Raw genomic sequence first — 16,985 nt, 5'->3', positions numbered from 1 at the left:
GACCGGACGCCAACTAGGGCGGATCCGGCGGTGGTGGGCACAATCGCGCTCGCCGCGCGGTACGGTCGACATCAGACGCGGTATCGCCACAGCAGCCAGTTAGGAGCAGCGGGTGACGGAAAACGACCAGAACTCTGGGACCGACCAGACGTCTGACGAAGTCACCGTGGAGACGACGTCCGTCTTCCGCGCCGACTTCCTCAACGAACTGGACGCCCCGGCCACGGCTGGCACCGAGGGCGCCGTTTCGGGCGTCGAAGGTCTGCCCGCCGGATCGGCGCTGCTGGTCGTCAAGCGCGGGCCGAACGCGGGATCGCGGTTCCTGCTCGACCAGCCCACCACGTCGGCCGGTCGGCATCCCGACAGCGACATCTTCCTCGACGACGTCACGGTGAGCCGCAGACATGCCGAGTTCCGCCTCGAAAGCGGTGAGTTCCAGGTGGTCGACGTCGGCAGCCTCAACGGCACCTACGTCAACCGCGAACCGGTGGACTCGGCGGTGCTGGCCAACGGCGACGAGGTGCAGATCGGGAAGTTCCGCCTGGTGTTCCTCACCGGCCCGAAGAACGACGACAGCGGTCAGGCCGGCTAGTGGTCGACCAACGCATGCGCGAAGAGTAACCATGGGCGCACCCGACACTCCCGCGCTCACTGGGATGTCGATCGGAGCGGTCCTCGATCTGCTACGACCGGACTTCCCGGACGTGACCATTTCCAAGATCCGATTCCTGGAGGCCGAAGGCCTGGTCACCCCCGAGCGCACCGCGTCGGGTTACCGGCGGTTCACTGCGTACGACTGCGCACGTCTGCGGTTCATCCTCACCGCCCAGCGCGACCAGTACCTGCCGCTGAAGGTGATCAAGGCACAGCTCGACGCACAGCCCAACGGCGAGCTGCCCCAGAACGGATCGGCATACGGCGTACCGCGTTTGGTTCCGGTGTCCTCAGACGGCACAGACGGCGCCGACGCTCCCGGTGGTGCGGCGGCGGTGGCCCCGACGCAGGTGCGCCTGTCGCGGGAGGATCTGCTGGCCCGCTCGGGCGTCGGAGAAGAACTGCTGGGCGCGCTCGTCAAGGCCGGCATCATCACGCCCGGACGAGGCGGATTCTTCGACGAGCATTCCGTGGTGATCGCCCAGTGCGCCCGCGCTCTGGAGGACTACGGCGTCGAGCCCCGGCACCTGCGGGCGTTCCGGTCGGCGGCCGATCGGCAGTCCGATCTGATCGCCCAGATCGCGGGGCCGATCGTCAAGGCCAACAAGGCAGGCGCCCGCGACCGGGCCGACGACCTGGCACGTGAAGTGGCGGCCTTGGCGATCACATTGCACACATCGTTGATCAAGTCGGCTGTGCGCGACGTACTGGATCGCTGAGGATTAGACTCGAAGCGATGGCTATGAAGCTCGCTTCTTCGGTGCGGAGGGCAGACACAGATGGGTGAGGTTCGTGTGGTCGGCATTCGCGTGGAGCAGCCGCAGAACCAGCCGGTCCTGCTGCTGAGGGAGTCCAACGGCGACCGGTATCTGCCCATCTGGATCGGCCAGTCGGAGGCCGCCGCGATCGCGCTCGAACAGCAGGGCGTCGAGCCGGCCCGGCCGCTGACACACGATCTGATTCGAGATGTCATTGCCGCGCTTGGTCATTCGCTCAAAGAGGTGCGCATCGTCGACCTGCAGGAGGGCACCTTCTACGCCGACCTGATCTTCGACCGCGACATCAAGGTCTCGGCGCGTCCGTCGGATTCCGTGGCGATCGCGCTGCGGGTCGGGGTGCCAATCTACGTCGAGGAAGCGGTGCTGGCGGAGGCCGGGCTGATCATTCCCGACGAGAACGACGACGAAGCGGCGGGCGCGGTGCGCGAGGACGAGGTCGAGAAGTTCAAGGAGTTCCTCGACAGCGTCTCACCGGACGACTTCAAGGCCACCTAGAGGCGGCCGACGTCCTGCGGGTTTGTCACGGAAACGTCTCGTCGCTTCGACACGCGGCGCAGGGTTTCCCCATCGGCGAATCGGGCAGCCATACTTTGGGGGCCGGACCACTGATGGGCAGTCCGCGGACGGCGAGAAGCGTATGCTCGACACACTCGGGCTTGGCAGATGTGTGCCCCACGCAGGTCACAGAGGCGGGTTCGATCGGCGAGAGGAATCTGGAAGTGGGAGACACGCCACGTCAGGAGCAGCTGGACCTCACCGCTGCCAGCGGCCCCGCGGATTCGGAACTGACCACCACCCCGGAGCCGGCCGGAGAACCCGTCCAGGCCGGGCTGTTCCCCGACAACTCCGTTCCCGACGAGCTCGTCGGCTACCGCGGCCCCAGCGCCTGCCAGATCGCCGGCATCACCTACCGCCAGCTCGACTACTGGGCTCGGACGTCGCTGGTCGTACCGTCCATCCGCAGCGCGGCAGGCTCGGGCAGCCAGCGGCTGTACTCGTTCAAGGACATCCTGGTCCTCAAGATCGTCAAACGCCTGCTCGATACCGGTATCTCGCTGCACAACATCCGCGTCGCCGTCGACCACCTGCGCCAGCGCGGGGTTCGCGATCTGGCCAACATCACGCTGTTCTCCGACGGCACCACGGTCTACGAGTGCACGTCGGCCGAAGAGGTCGTCGACCTGCTGCAGGGCGGCCAAGGCGTGTTCGGCATCGCGGTTTCGGGTGCGATGCGGGAGTTGACCGGCGCTATCGCCGATTTCCCCGGTGAGCGCGCCGACGGCGGCGAGTCGATCGCGGCGCCCGAGGACGAGTTGGCCTCGCGGCGTAAGCACCGCGACCGCAAGATCGGCTGAGATTCCGGGCCACGCACCCGCACGCTGTCGAGGTCAGCGCCTCTGACGGTAAACTCGTCAGCGCATCGCGCTTGTGCGGGAGAGTTTCGTGGCGGCCAGTCACGGACGCCGAAGGAGCAACACCTCTCCGTCAACCTCTCAGGCACCCAGGACCGCAGGAGACCCCGATGCCTCTGGAAAGCGGTGAGCTCCGGTCGGGTCCGCCCGGCCGCCCTCGCCCGCCCATGGGGAAAGGCGCTTCTCGCACCGTCGTGATCGCCGAATCTCTCAGGCGCCCGCAGCGGGTCGACGACAGAGGGGGAGGAACCCAGCGGTCCTCTGCCTGCACGCGTCTGGAGTAGCCCGAGTGTTCGATCACCATCAGCCCGATTTCGCCGACCGCCACATCGGACCGGATGCCGACGCCGTCGCCAGCATGCTCGAGACGATCGGAGTCTCCTCGCTCGACGAACTAGCCGAGAAGGCGCTGCCGTCGGGCATCCTCGACGCGCTGTCGGCCGACGATTTGGCCCCGGGGCTCGACCGGCTGCCCGCGGCCGCCTCCGAGGACGAGGCGCTGACCGAACTGCGCGCGCTCGCCGACGTGAACACCGTGGCCGTGTCGATGATCGGCCAGGGCTACTACGACACGCTGACCCCGCCGGTGTTGCGCCGCAACATCCTTGAAAACCCCGCCTGGTACACCGCCTACACCCCGTATCAGCCGGAGATCAGCCAGGGCCGCCTCGAGGCGCTGCTCAACTTCCAGACCATGGTGACCGATCTGACCGGGCTCGAGGTCGCCAACGCGTCCATGCTCGACGAGGGCACGGCGGCCGCCGAGGCGATGACGCTGATGCACCGCGCAGTGCGCGGGCCGTCGAACCGGCTGGCCGTCGACGCCGACCTGTTCCGCCAGAGCGCCGCGGTGCTGGCCACCCGCGCCGAACCGCTCGGCATCGAGATCGTCACCGCCGATCTGACCCAGGGACTGCCAGACGGCGACTTCTTCGGCGTCATCGCTCAACTGCCGGGAGCCAGTGGCGCCGTCGTGAACTGGAGCGAGCTCGTCGCCCAAGCCCATGACCGCGACGCTTTGGTCGCGATCGGTGCGGACCTGCTGGCGTTGACGCTGCTCACCCCGCCCGGTGAGATCGGCGCCGATGTCGCGTTCGGAAGCACCCAGAGATTCGGTGTGCCAATGGGTTTCGGTGGACCCCATGCGGGATATCTGGCCGTGCACGCCAAGCACGCGCGCCAGCTGCCGGGCCGCCTTGTCGGGGTGTCGCTCGATGCCGACGGCGCGCCGGCGTACCGGTTGGCGTTGCAGACCCGCGAACAGCACATCCGCCGCGACAAGGCCACCAGCAACATCTGCACCGCGCAGGTGCTGCTGGCGGTGATGGCCGCGATGTACGTCAGCTACCACGGCGCCGACGGCCTGACCGGGATCGCCCGCCGGGTGTACCAGCGGGCGCGTGCGGTGGCGGCCGGGTTGACGGCAGCCGGGGTCGAGGTCGTGCACCGCGAGTTCTTCGACACCGTTCTGGCCAAGGTGCCCGGCCGGGCAGCGGCGGTGCGCGAGGCCGCCAAGACACGCGGCATCAACGTCTGGCTGGTCGACGACGACCACGTCTCGGTGTCCAGTGACGAGGCGACCACCGCTGCGCATGTCGAGGCGGTGCTGTCGGCCTTCTCGGCGACGCCGGTCGATTCGGAGTTCGACGGCCCCGGCATCGCGACACGCACCTCGGAGTTCCTCACCCATCCGGCGTTCACGCGGTACCGCACCGAAACCGAGATGATGCGCTACCTGCGGTCGCTGGCCGACAAGGACATCGCCTTGGACCGCAGCATGATTCCGCTCGGATCGTGCACGATGAAGCTCAACGCGGCCGCCGAGATGGAGCCGATCACCTGGCCGGAGTTCGCGCGCCAGCATCCGTTCGCACCCGCATCCGACACCCCGGGGCTGCGGAAGCTGATCGCCGACCTGGAGCAGTGGCTGATCGACATCACCGGATACGACGCGGTGTCGCTGCAGCCCAACGCGGGCTCGCAGGGCGAGTACGCCGGCCTGCTGGCGATCCAGGCGTATCACGCCGAGCGCGGTGAGCCCGACCGGAACGTCTGCCTCATCCCGTCGAGCGCGCACGGCACCAATGCGGCCTCGGCGGCGCTGGCGGGCATGCGTGTCGTGGTGGTGGCGTGCCGACCCAACGGCGACGTCGACCTCGACGACCTGCGCGCGAAGGTGAGCGAGCACGCGGATCGACTGTCGGCGTTGATGATCACCTACCCGTCGACGCACGGGGTGTACGAGCACGACATCGCCGACATCTGCGCGGCGGTCCACGACGCGGGCGGTCAAGTGTACGTCGACGGTGCCAACCTCAACGCGCTCGTCGGCCTGGCCCGGCCCGGCCGGTTCGGCGGCGACGTGAGCCACCTCAACCTGCACAAGACGTTCTGCATCCCGCACGGCGGCGGCGGCCCCGGTGTGGGCCCGGTCGCGGTGCGCGCGCACCTGGCGCGGTACCTGCCCGGCCATCCGCTCGCCGAGGAGCTACCGGACACCTACACGGTGTCGGCGGCGCCGTACGGGTCGGCGTCGATCCTGCCGATCAGTTGGGCCTACATCCGGATGATGGGCCCAGGCGGGTTGCGCGCCGCCTCGCTGACCGCCATCGCGTCGGCCAACTACATCGCGCGCCGCCTCGACGAGTACTATCCGGTGCTCTACACCGGCGAGAACCGCATGGTCGCCCACGAGTGCATCCTCGACCTGCGCACCATCACCAAGCAGACCGGCGTGACCGTCGACGATGTGGCAAAGCGGTTGGCGGACTACGGTTTCCACGCACCCACTATGAGTTTCCCGGTGGCGGGCACGCTGATGGTCGAGCCCACCGAGAGCGAAAGCCTCGCCGAGGTCGACGCGTTCTGCGAGGCGATGATCGCGATTCGCGCTGAGATCGACAAGGTCGGCGACGGCACCTGGCCCGCCGAGGACAACCCGCTGCGCAACGCACCGCACACCGCGGAGTCCCTGCTGATCGACGATTGGAAGCACGCCTACACCCGCGAGGAGGCGGCCTATCCGCTGAGCAAGAACTACCGCCCGAAGGTGTGGCCGCCGGTGCGTCGCATCGACGGTGCGTACGGCGACCGCAACCTGGTCTGCTCGTGCCCGCCCGTCGAGGCCTTCGCGTAACCACCCAACTGCCCGCCGAACGTGGGTTACCCGCACGCCCAACGCGAGAAAAGTGTGCCGGTAACCCACGTTCGGCGACTAGGGGCGCGGCGTGTGAGCCGGGTGTTCGCCGGCCGCTAACCGAGGAAGTTCGCGATCGCCGCCGTCAGTTCAGGGGAGTCGGAGCTGGCGAGGTTCTGGTAGCTGCCGCCGCTAATCTCGGCAACGGCCTCCCAGGTCGCGCGATCGGAGTCCGACCCGAAGTCGATGACGTTGACCGCCACCGGCTTGGCATCGTCGAATGCGCCGCGGATATACTGCTGCAACCCTTCTCCGTTGAGGGTCTGGTCGGTGTGCGGCCCGGTGGTGATCACCAGGACCGAATTCTCCTGTCCTTCGCGGAAGTTCGCCATCGCTTCGGTGTAGACCAGCCGCAGTGTGGTGAACGAGACCGCACCCCCTCCGGAGGCGGACTGTTCGTCCAGTGCTGACGTCAACGCCGCCGAGCGGGGCTGGCCGTCGACTTGGTCGCTCAGCGGTCCGGTGCTCACCTCCGAACGGCCCGCGGTTCCGTCGAACGTCCACAGGCCCACCGCCGACGAGGCCGGCAACGCCTGCAACCGGGCGTTCAGCGCGGCAACGACGTTCTGCAGCCGAGACCGTCCGCCTTCGTCGGTGGGCATCGACTGGTCGAGCATGATCGTCACCGCCGGGTTGGCCGCCGGGGCGGTCAGCGCGTTGGCCAGTTGCGCGCGTATCTGGTCGTCGCCCACCGACATTGGAGCAGGCACCGGCCCGAAGTCCACGACGTCGCTGTCGGGCAGCGTTCCGCCTTCGGTGCGGAAACCGGCCTTGGCCAACTCCGCGAGCTGTTCGGGTTTGCGCATGAACCGGGCGAATTCGCTGGCAGCGCTCTTCTGTTCCTGCGACAGCCAATCGCCCGACACCAACACGGCCGGGTAATCGGCCACCGCCGCGGGACCGGGCGGCAGCCATCCCGAGACCACGCCGGCGGCATTGGGCAGACCGGCGCTGCGCCGATACAGCTGCTGTTCGGTGATGGCGACGGCGTGCACGGGAGCCGCCGCCGGATCGGATGCCTTGACCAGCGCGTCGAACGCCGTCGAGGTCTTCTTGTCCGGCAGCTGCGGCTGACCCGCCACGACGGTGTTCACCGCGCGTATGCCCTCACTGGCCGGCGCACCGGCGGGCACCGACGCGGCCGCGATCGCCTCCGCGGCGAGATACGACGCATCGCTGTCGCCGCTCAGTGGCAGCACCAGCCGCAGCGCGCCCCAGCCGGCCAGATTCAGCCCGTCCAATGACGACGGATTGCTCTGTAATGCCGGAATGGTCGACCAGTTCTGTTGCGCCAGAGCGTTCTTCAACTCCGGCCGAACGGCCAGCACCACCGGCGACGTGGCCAGTGACCGGCTGTCGATGATCGCCTGCGCGCCCGACGAGGCCTCGAGCCGCGCCGCCGACACCGAGCTGCCCGGCACCCACAGCGCGGGACGATCGCCCAACTCTTGAGGCCACGCCTCGGTGAAACCGTTGACCACCTGGTCGGATCCGGCCGGTTTGACGCCGACCTTCACGCATTTGTCGGCCACCGGGGCGGCGGTCTCGTTGTACCGGTTGGCCAGCGACTGGATCGGCTCGGCGATGTTCGGGTCGACCACCACCGCGACGGACAGCTCACCGTCGACGCACCGCGCGGCGGCCTGATCGGTGCGGTCGGACAAGGCGTCACCGAAGAATCGCCACAGGATGACCGCGCCGACGAGCACCACGACCGCGACCAGGGCGGCGATGACGCCGACGCTGACACCACGCCTGCCCGGGGTGACCGCGCGATGGCTACCGGTCCACTCACCGCCCTCCCACTCACCGCTGTGCGCCGGGCCCGAGCGCGGCGGGACTCCCGGCGGGGGAGCCGATGCGCCGGTCTCGGGCTCCGAATAGTCGCGTTCGAAATCCGAGTAACCGGGGTCTTCCGGACCATCCGCATAATCGGGACGGTCGACGTCGCCGTACTCGGAGCCGTAGCCTGCGTCATAGCCTCCGGGTCCCGGTTCCGGGCGGTCGCCGAGATAGCCGAAGCGTTCGGTCTCCGACTCGTCGTGACGGTCGCCGAAATCCCCGCCTGCCGAATCTTCGGGATCCGGTTTACTGTGCCTGCCCACTTCCGCCCTCTACTTGCGACGCCGACCGGTCACCGGATCACGCACCGCCGTGTTCGGCCTTGTACTCGCGGCGGCGGCGATGCAGGATCGGCTCGGTGTAGCCGTTGGGTTGTTCGGCGCCCGAGAGGATCAATTCCTGCGCGGCCTGAAATGCGATGTTGTGGTCCGGATCCGTTGCCATCGGCTTGAATTCGGGATCCTGCTCATTCTGCTTGTCGACGATTGCGGCCATCCGCTTGAGGCTGGCCACCACATCGTCGGGCGTGATGACGCCGTGGCGCAGCCAGTTCGCCAGCAGCTGACTCGAAATGCGCAGCGTCGCACGGTCTTCCATCAGCGCGACGTTGTGGATGTCGGGCACCTTGGAGCAGCCGACACCCGCGTCGATCCAGCGCACCACGTATCCGAGGATGGACTGGCAGTTGTTGTCGACCTCTTCGCGGATCTCCTCGGGCGCCCACGCGAGCTCCTTGGCCAGCGGCACGGCCAGCAGTTGCTCGACGCTGGTGCGCTTCTCGCCTTCCAGCTCCTTGTGCACCGCGTAGACGTCGACCTCGTGGTAGTGCATGGCATGCAGCGTGGCCGCGGTCGGCGACGGCACCCACGCGGTGGTGGCGCCGGCCTTGGGCTGGCCGACCTTCTGCTCGACCATGTCGGCCATCAGGTCGGTCATCGCCCACATGCCCTTGCCGATCTGGGCCTTGCCGGAGAAACCGGTCGCCAGCCCGATGTCGACGTTCTGGTCCTCGTAGGCCTGGATCCACTGGGTGCTCTTCATCGCGCCCTTGCGGATCATCGGGCCGGCTTCCATCGAGGTGTGGATCTCGTCGCCGGTGCGGTCGAGGAAGCCGGTGTTGATGAACACCACCCGGTCGGCGGCGGCCTTGATGCAGGCCTTCAGGTTGACGGTGGTGCGGCGCTCCTCATCCATGATGCCGACCTTGAGGGTGTTGGCGGGCAACCCGAGCACATCCTCGACGCGGCCGAACAACTCAACGGTGTAGGCCACCTCGTCGGGGCCGTGCATCTTGGGCTTGACGATGTACACCGAGCCGGTGCGGCTGTTGACCAGCGGGCCGTTGCCGTCCCCGGACTTCAGGCCGTGGATCGCGACGAGGCTGGTGAACAGCGCGTCCTGGATGCCTTCGAAGACCTCGACCTCTTGGCCGTCGCCGTCCGTCCGCACGATCGCGTCGTTGGTCATCAGGTGTCCGACGTTGCGCACGAACAACAGGCTGCGTCCGGGCAGCGTCAGCTCGCCCTCGCCGTCCGGGGTGGTGTAGGTGCGGTCCTCGTTGAGCTTGCGGGTGAAGGTCTTACCGCCCTTGCTCACCTCTTCGGTGAGGTCACCGCGGTTGAGGCCCAGCCAGTTCCGGTACCCGAGCACCTTGTCCTCGGCGTCGACGGCGGCGACCGAATCCTCGAAGTCCATGATCGTGGTGACCGCGGATTCCAGGACGACGTCCTTGATGCCCGCGGCATCGGTCGAACCGATGGGCGATTCCGGGTCGACGAGAATCTCGACGTGTAATCCGTTGTTGCGCAACAGCACCGACCACTGCGGCGAGCCGAGGTCTCCGGTGTAGCCGACGAACTGCTCGGGTGCCGCGAGCCCGACCGACGAGCGCTCGCGCGAGGAGTCAGCAGCCGAAGCGTTGTCGTCGCCCAGGTCGACGAGCAGCTGGCCGTCGTCGATGCGCAGACCGGTGGCCTCGCTCCAGTTGCCGGAGGCCAGCGGCGCAGCGCCGTCGAGGAATCGGCGGGCGTAGGCGATGACCTTGTCGCCGCGAACCTTGTTGTAGCTGGAACCCTTGTCGGCGCCGTCGTCCTCGGAGATCACGTCGGTGCCGTAGAGGGCGTCATAGAGCGAGCCCCAGCGGGCGTTCGCGGCGTTCAGCGCGAAGCGGGCGTTGAGGATGGGCACCACCAGCTGAGGTCCGGCGGTCGTGGTGATCTCGTCGTCGACGCCCGCGGTGGTGATCGTGAAGTCGTCGGGCTCGGGGAGCAGGTAGCCGATCTCGGTGAGGAACGCCTTGTACGCGTCATGGTCGAGCGGCTCGATGACCCGCTGCCGGTGCCACTTGTCGATGCGGGCCTGCAGATCGTCGCGTCTGGCCAGCAGTTCTTCGTTCTTGGGCGTCAGATCGGCGACGACCTTGTCCACGCCGGACCAGAAGGTGTCGGGGTCGATGTCGGTGCCGGGCAACGCCTCGTTGTTGACGAAGTCGTACAGCACCCGGGCCACGCGCAGGTTTCCCACCGTCACGCGATCGGTCATCATTCCTCCTCGAACTGTCGTCCCAGCTTACCCAGCGGTAATACGGCTTATCCTCAACCGGCTGGTCAGCCGTCCCGGGCTGCTGCGGTCAGAAGCCGTTCGCACCGATCGGCGAGGTCGTCCCGCAGCGGGGCCGCCCGCTCCGCGATGGTTTGCTGGATCCGCACGTATTTGGCTCGACCGGCCGGTGTCTCGATCGCGATCGGCTCGAATCCGTATTCGCGGAGATCATAGGGGCTGGCCCGCATGTCGAGTTCGCGGGCTTCGGCGGCCAGCTCGAGGCAGTCCATCACGAACTCCGAGTTGATAAGCGGGCCGAGCTTGAACGACCACTTGTACAAATCCATCGCGGCGTGCAGACAGCCAGGTTGTTCGGTGGCAACCTGACTCTGCCGGGTCAGCTGTTCGGCGTTGCGTCCGGCGGCCGGTTCGGTGAAGAAGCGGAACGCGTCGAAGTGACTGCAGCGCAAAGGCATCGACTCGACGACCGCGTCGGTGCCCGCCGCGCCGAGCCGTAACGGCACCCGGTCGTGGCGCACCGTCGACGACCGGTAGACCATCGCCCACTCGTGCAACCCGAAACAATTCAGCCGGGCCGGGCGCGCCGCCGTCGAACGCAACAGCCGGACGACGAACCGCACGGTGTCGATCCGCGCCACCAGGTACTCCGGGCTCACGACCACCCCGGAGTGGTCACTCGCGTACCCCGTCCGGCTCAGGAAGCGCTGTGCGCCGCCGGCCAAAGCGAGACCGAAGCCGGGGTGCCACATTCGCAACTTGGCGGGCCGCAAGCTGTAATAGGTGAACAGGAAGTCCCAGACCGGGTGCTTCTCGCCGCGACGGGCGCGACGACGGTGCGGTGCGCAGAACGCGTCGGCCCGGCGCTGATGGGCCCGCTCTCGGGTGCTCCAGTCCGACTCGTCGAGCACGGAAGCGCCGCGCACGGCGACGTCAGACACGATGGGTCCCGTCGCGCACGGTGCCCACCAAGTCCTCGACGAGGTCCTCGAGCGCGACCATCGCCTCCACGCTGCCGTCGGGTGCGGTCACCAGCGCCAGGTGGCTGTTGGTGCGCCGCAGCCGCGACAACGCCTCGGGCAACGGCAGCGACGACGGAACCACCGGCAGCGGGCGCACCATGGACAGGTCCAGCACGGCATCGGGGTCGTTGACGAAGGCCAGCACGTCCTTGATGTGCAGGTATCCCAGGTAGGTGCCGGAGGCGTCGGTGATCGGGAAGCGCGAGTAACCGGTCTCGGCCAGCGCCTCTTCGACGGCGCCGACGGTTGGCCCCGCCCCCTCGCGCGCCACCGACACCGTCCGAATGTCGCGCAGCGGGAACGCGACGTCCTTGACCGCGCGATCGCGAATCTGCAGGGCGCGGGTGAGCCTGCTGTGTTCCTCGGGGTCGAGCAGCCCCTCGGACAGCGATTCGGCGATCATCTCCGACAGTTCGACCGTGGACACCGTGACGTCGAGTTCGTCCTTGGGCTCCACCCCGAACACTCGCAGGGTCACGTTGGCACACCAGTTGTAGAACGCGATCAAGGGACGTGCCATGCGGATCCACACCAGGTAGGTAGGTATCAGCAGCATGGCCGCCGACTCCGGGCCGGCGATCGCGATGTTCTTCGGCACCATCTCACCGAGCAGCACGTGCAGGACGACCACGATGGCCAGTGCGACGACGAAGGACACCGAGTGCAGCACCGCGTCGGGCACACCCACGGCGTCGAACGGCTTCTCCAGCAGATGCGCGACGGCGGGTTCGCCGACGCGACCGAGCAGGATCGAACAAATCGTGATACCCAGCTGAGCGCCCGCGAGCATCAGCGACAGGTGTTCACCGGCGCGGATCACGGTGACGGCGCTCTTCTTGCCCTGTTCGGCCAGCGCCTCGAGCCGATCGCGCCGCGCGGAGATCAAGGCGAACTCCGAGGCGACGAAGAACGCGTTGACGGCCAGCAGCAGCACCGTCAGCAGCACACCGAAGAGGTCACCCATCGGTGCTTCTCCCGTCGGCCTCGCCGGTGCGGCCCAGTTCGGTGAGTTCGAGCAGGTCGATTCGGCGGCCGTCCATGCGCAGCACGGTGGCCAGCCAGCGATTCGGACTCTCGAGCGGACCGTCCGGGTCGAACGCCTCGAGCTCGACCGACTCACCTTCGTCGGGGATGTGCCCGAGCTTCTCGAGAACCAGGCCGCCGATCGTCTCGTAGTCGCCCTCGGGGGCGCGGAACGCCGTGGCGCTTGCGACCTCGTCGATGCGCAGCAGGCCCGATATCTGCCAGCCGCGGCCCGCGGGCACCACATCGGGGGCCTCGTCGTCGTGCTCGTCGCGGACGTCGCCGACGATCTCCTCGATCAGGTCCTCCACGGTGACCATGCCCGCGGTGCCGCCGTATTCGTCGACCACCAGCGCGGTCTGGAGGCCGTTGGCGCGGATCTGGGTCATCACTGTGTCGCCGTCCAGAGTCGATGGCACCTTGGCGACCGGCAGCGCCAGCGACGCCAGCCGGGTGGTCGCGCGTTCGTCGATCGGCACCTCGAACACCTGCTTGACGTGCGCGATCCCGATCGTCTCGTCGAGGTCTCCGCGGATGATCGGGAAGCGCGAGTATCCCGTCCTGATCGCGGCGGTGACCAGCTCGGCGACCGTCGCGTCGGCGTCGAGGGCCTCGATCTTCTGCCGGGGGGTCATGAGCTCCTCGGCGGAGCGATCGCCGAACCGCAGCGACCGGTCGACCAGCACCGCGGTGACGGGATCCAGTGCGCCGCTGCGGGCCGAACTGCGCACCAGCGACACCAGTTCCTGTGGGGAGCGCGCCGAGCGCAGCTCCTCGGCCGGTTCGATGCCGAGGCGACGCAGGATCATGTTGGCCGTGCCGTTGGTCAGCCGGATCAGCGGGGTGAACAGCGCCGAGAACAGCAGTTGCGGTCCGGCGGACCAGCGCGCCGTCGGCACGGGCCGGGCGACCGCGAGGTTCTTCGGCACCAGCTCGCCGAACACCATCGAGATCGAGGTGGCGATCGCGATGGCCAGCACCAGCGCCAATCCGCCGGTGTAGGCCGGGGGTATGCCGATCGCGTCCAGGCCGGGGTGGATCAACCGCGCGACGACGGGTTCGGCCAGGTAACCGGTCGCCAGCGTGGTGATCGAGATGCCCACCTGGGCGCCGGACAGCTGGAACGACAGCGTGCGGTGCGCCCGCTGGACCATCTTGTCGCGCCGGTGGCCGCTGCGTGCGTTGGCGTCCACGGTGATGCGCTCGAGCGCGGTCAGCGAGAACTCGGCGGCGACGAACACCGCGGTGCCCGCCGTCAGCAGCACGATCGCCAGCAGAGACAGCACCGTCGAAGCGACGCTCATCGGGGTGCCCTCGCGCAGATGCCGGACCTGTTGCCCGGCCGTCTAGAGGAAGGCTCGGCGTCGGGAGGCTCGGGCCGCTCGGCCCGGTTGGCCCCCTCTGCAACCCGGGCCTCGACGGGTGCCTGCGGCACGGGATCCCTTTCGCGTAGAGGACTGAAGGAAACCCATGGTAACGGGTGATCTTGCGGGGGAGGGATCACCAACCCGTGGGCAGTGGATGCCCCTCGGCGAAGCCGGCCGCCGACTGCACGCCGAGCACCACCTTTTCGTGCAGTTCGCCCAAATTCGCCGCGCCGACGTAGGTGCAGGTGCTGCGCACCCCGGACGTGATGTGGTCGAGCAGGTCCTCGACGCCTCCGCGGGACGGATCCAGGCCCATCCTCGACGTCGAAATGCCCTCCTCGAACAGCGCCTTGCGGGCTCGGTCGAACGACCCGTCACCGGCGGTGCGGGCGGCCACCGCGCGTTTGGACGCCATTCCGTAGCTCTCCTTGAAGGGCTGATTGTCGCGGTCGCGCATCAGGTCGCCGGGGGACTCGTAGGTGCCCGCGAACCACGAGCCGATCATCACGTTGGATGCGCCCGCAGCCAATGCCAGTGCGACATCACGCGGGTGCCGGATACCGCCGTCGGCCCACACGTGCGCGCCCAATTGCCGTGCCGCAGCAGCACATTCAACGACCGCGGAGAACTGGGGTCGCCCGACGCCGGTCATCATGCGCGTGGTGCACATCGCGCCCGGTCCGACACCGACCTTCACGATCGATGCGCCCGCGCTGAGCAGGTCCCTGGTGCCCTCGGCGGAGACCACGTTGCCCGCGGCCAGCGGCAGCCCGAGGTCCAACGACGAGACCGCCTTGATCGCATCGAGCATCTTGACCTGGTGTCCGTGGGCGGTGTCGATCACCAGCAGGTCCACCCCGACCTCGGCCAGGCTGCGCGCCTTTGCGCCGACATCGCCGTTGATCCCGGCCGCCGCAGCGATCCGCAGGCGGCCGCTGTCGTCGACCGCGGGTGTGTAGATCCCCGCCCGGACCGCACCGGTACGCGTCAGCACGCCTGCCAGCGTCCCGTCGCTCTCGGTGAGCACCGCCACGTCGACCGGGGCGTGCTCGAGCAGGTCGAACACCTTGCGCGGCTCGGTGCCCACCGGCGCGGTGACGAAGTCGGAGACCGCGACGTCGCGCACGCGGGTGAACCGGTCGACGCCCTCGCAGTTCGCCTCGGTGACCAGGCCGATCGGCCTGCCCTCGAAGGCGACGACCGCGACGCCGTGGGCACGTTTGTGGATCAGCGCGGTCGCATCGGACACCGAGTCATCGGGGGAGAGCACCACCGGAGTGTCGACGACGAGGTCGCGGCTCTTGACGAAGTCGACGGTCTCTTTCACCGCGGAGATCGGCAAGTCCTGCGGCAGCACGACGATGCCGCCGCGACGGGCCACCGTCTCGGCCATCCGCCGGCCGGCGACGGCGGTCATGTTCGCCACAACGACCGGGATCGTGGTGCCCGAGCCGTCGGCGGTCGACAGGTCGACGTCCATCCGGGATTGGACATCCGAGCGTCCGGGGACGATGAAGACGTCGTTGTAGGTCAGGTCGTATGCGGGCCGGTGGCCCTCCAGAAATCGCATGTCGGTCCAAGTCTAGTGGCCCGACGACGCCCGGTTCCCTGCCGAGAGAACGCTAGGCCTCGACCTCGCTGAGGTCCCCGCTCCACAGCGTGTGGAACCGCTTGGCGGGGTCGGTGTCGATGCGGCCGTAGGTGTGCGCGCCGAAATAGTCCCGCAGGCCCTGCGTGAGGGCAGCGGGCAGGCGCTCCTGGCGCAATCCGTCGTAGTAGGACAGTGCCGAGGAGAAACCGGGGATCGGGATGCCCAGTTCGGTGGCGGTGATGACGACGCGGCGCCAGCTGTCGATCGCCGCCTCGATCGCGCTGCGGAAGTACGGCGCGACGATCAGCGTCGGCAGGTCGGGGTTCTCGTCGAAGGCCTCTTTGATCCGGTTGAGGAACTTGGCCCGGATGATGCAGCCGCCGCGCCAGATGGTGGCCATGTCGCCGAGGGTGATGCCCCAGTCGTATTCGGCGCTGCCGGCCTGGATCTGGTTGAAGCCCTGCGCGTAGGCGATGATCTTCGACGCGTACAGGGCTTGGCGGATGTCCTCGACGAACTTCTCGGCGTCACTGGGCTTTTCACCGAGGTCACCGGAGGCCAGGCCGGTGGTGGCCTTGCGCTGGGTCACCGATCCCGACAAAGCGCGCGCGAACACGGCCTCGGCGATACCGGTCACTGGGACGCCGAGGTCGAGTGCTGATTTCACCGTCCAACGTCCGGTGCCCTTCTGCTCGGCCTCGTCGAGGATGACGTCGACGAGCGGCTTACCGGTCTTGGCGTCGGTCTGGCGCAACACCTTGGCGGTGATCTCGACCAGAAAGCTGTCCAGGTCGCCGGAATTCCATTCGTCGAAGACGTCGGCGATCTCGCCGGCCGACTTGCCCAGCCCGTCGCGCAGCAGTTGGTAGGCCTCGCCGATCAGCTGCATGTCGGAGTACTCGATGCCGTTGTGCACCATCTTCACGAAGTGGCCCGCACCGTCAGGCCCGATATGGGTGCAGCAGGGGACACCGTCGACATGCGCCGAGATCTCCTCGAGCAGCGGACCCAGCGATTTGTAGGACTCGGCCGGGCCGCCGGGCATGATCGACGGCCCGTTCAGCGCACCCTCCTCGCCGCCGGAGATGCCGGCGCCGACGAAGTGCAGCCCGCGCTCGCGCATCGCCTTCTCGCGGCGGATCGTGTCGGTATAGAGGGCGTTACCACCGTCGATGATGATGTCGCCTTCCTCCATCGCATCGGCGAGTTCGTTGATCACCGCGTCGGTGGGGCCCCCGGCCTTGACCATGATCAGCACCCGTCGCGGCTTTTCCAGAGTGTCGAGGAATTCGGCGATGGTCTCGCTGCGCACGAACTTGCCTTCCGACCCGTGCTGGTCGAGCAGCGCGTCGGTCTTGGCGATCGAGCGGTTGTGCAGCGCGACGGTGTACCCGTGCCGGGCGAAGTTGCGCGCGATGTTGGATCCCATGACGGCAAGCCCGGTCACCCCGATCTGAGCGGTACCGGTGGTCGCGGAAGCGGATACGTCAGAGCTCATGCGGGCAGCCTTTCGTTGTTTTGTTGTGTGAACGCCTCGTTC

Annotated in this window: 12 protein-coding genes and 1 riboswitch; of the genes, 5 read left to right on the top strand and 7 right to left on the bottom strand. The window is 67.9% G+C overall.

The features are described from left to right. Nucleotides 1–112: 112 nt before the first annotated feature. The 5 genes from garA (at nucleotide 113) to gcvP (ending at nucleotide 5,981) form a co-directional block, all read left to right on the top strand. A complete protein-coding gene (garA, locus tag CEX88_RS11965; protein WP_064393704.1) occupies nucleotides 113–592 on the top strand; it encodes a glycogen accumulation regulator GarA in 480 nt (159 codons plus the stop codon). 31 nt (nucleotides 593–623) lie between these two features. Then, nucleotides 624–1,373, top strand: coding sequence for a transcriptional regulator FtsR (gene ftsR / locus CEX88_RS11960; protein WP_066843949.1), 750 nt, complete (start codon nucleotides 624–626; stop codon nucleotides 1,371–1,373). Nucleotides 1,374–1,433: 60 nt separating this feature from the next. Next, nucleotides 1,434–1,928: a bifunctional nuclease family protein gene (locus CEX88_RS11955; protein WP_059098552.1), complete on the top strand. Its 495-nt coding sequence runs from the start codon at nucleotides 1,434–1,436 to the stop codon at nucleotides 1,926–1,928. Between the two features lie 224 nt (nucleotides 1,929–2,152). Continuing rightward, nucleotides 2,153–2,788, top strand: a complete 636-nt coding sequence (locus CEX88_RS11950; protein ID WP_064418507.1) for a MerR family transcriptional regulator — start codon at nucleotides 2,153–2,155, stop codon at nucleotides 2,786–2,788. Between the two features lie 66 nt (nucleotides 2,789–2,854). Continuing rightward, nucleotides 2,855–2,953: riboswitch (glycine riboswitch) on the top strand. Nucleotides 2,954–3,134: 181 nt separating this feature from the next. Continuing rightward, nucleotides 3,135–5,981 (top strand): aminomethyl-transferring glycine dehydrogenase, encoded by a 2,847-nt coding sequence (gene gcvP, locus CEX88_RS11945; protein WP_094293649.1) that lies wholly within the window; start codon nucleotides 3,135–3,137, stop codon nucleotides 5,979–5,981. Between the two features lie 116 nt (nucleotides 5,982–6,097). On the opposite strand, the gene CEX88_RS11940 is transcribed toward gcvP, so the two are convergent. The 7 genes from CEX88_RS11940 to gndA form a co-directional block, all read right to left on the bottom strand. Further along, nucleotides 6,098–8,146, bottom strand: a complete 2,049-nt coding sequence (locus CEX88_RS11940; RefSeq protein WP_094293648.1) for a substrate-binding domain-containing protein — start codon at nucleotides 8,144–8,146, stop codon at nucleotides 6,098–6,100. Nucleotides 8,147–8,183: 37 nt separating this feature from the next. Then, a complete protein-coding gene (locus CEX88_RS11935; RefSeq protein WP_066844180.1) occupies nucleotides 8,184–10,424 on the bottom strand; it encodes a malate synthase G in 2,241 nt (746 codons plus the stop codon). A gap of 65 nt (nucleotides 10,425–10,489) precedes the next feature. Further along, nucleotides 10,490–11,383 carry a 3-methyladenine DNA glycosylase gene (locus CEX88_RS11930; protein ID WP_094293647.1) on the bottom strand — a complete coding sequence of 298 codons (894 nt, stop codon included), beginning with the start codon at nucleotides 11,381–11,383 and terminating at the stop codon, nucleotides 10,490–10,492. Next, nucleotides 11,376–12,428 carry a hemolysin family protein gene (locus CEX88_RS11925; protein ID WP_068201754.1) on the bottom strand — a complete coding sequence of 351 codons (1,053 nt, stop codon included), beginning with the start codon at nucleotides 12,426–12,428 and terminating at the stop codon, nucleotides 11,376–11,378. The genes CEX88_RS11930 and CEX88_RS11925 overlap by 8 nt, the downstream gene beginning before the upstream one ends. Then, on the bottom strand, nucleotides 12,421–13,791 hold the full coding sequence (locus CEX88_RS11920) for a hemolysin family protein (RefSeq protein ID WP_094293646.1): 1,371 nt from the start codon (nucleotides 13,789–13,791) through the stop codon (nucleotides 12,421–12,423). Before CEX88_RS11920 ends, CEX88_RS11925 begins: the two co-directional genes overlap by 8 nt. Before the next feature lie 196 nt (nucleotides 13,792–13,987). Beyond that, nucleotides 13,988–15,424: a GuaB1 family IMP dehydrogenase-related protein gene (locus tag CEX88_RS11915; protein ID WP_094293645.1), complete on the bottom strand. Its 1,437-nt coding sequence runs from the start codon at nucleotides 15,422–15,424 to the stop codon at nucleotides 13,988–13,990. 52 nt (nucleotides 15,425–15,476) lie between these two features. Further along, nucleotides 15,477–16,943 carry an NADP-dependent phosphogluconate dehydrogenase gene (gndA, locus tag CEX88_RS11910; RefSeq protein ID WP_094293644.1) on the bottom strand — a complete coding sequence of 489 codons (1,467 nt, stop codon included), beginning with the start codon at nucleotides 16,941–16,943 and terminating at the stop codon, nucleotides 15,477–15,479. Between the last annotated feature and the right edge of the window lie 42 nt (nucleotides 16,944–16,985).

Source organism: Mycobacterium neumannii, from assembly GCF_002245615.1.
Taxonomy (GTDB): Bacteria; Actinomycetota; Actinomycetes; order Mycobacteriales; family Mycobacteriaceae; genus Mycobacterium; species Mycobacterium neumannii_A.
The sequence above is the reverse complement of the archived record's forward strand: the minus strand, read 5'-3'. Positions and strand labels throughout refer to the sequence as shown.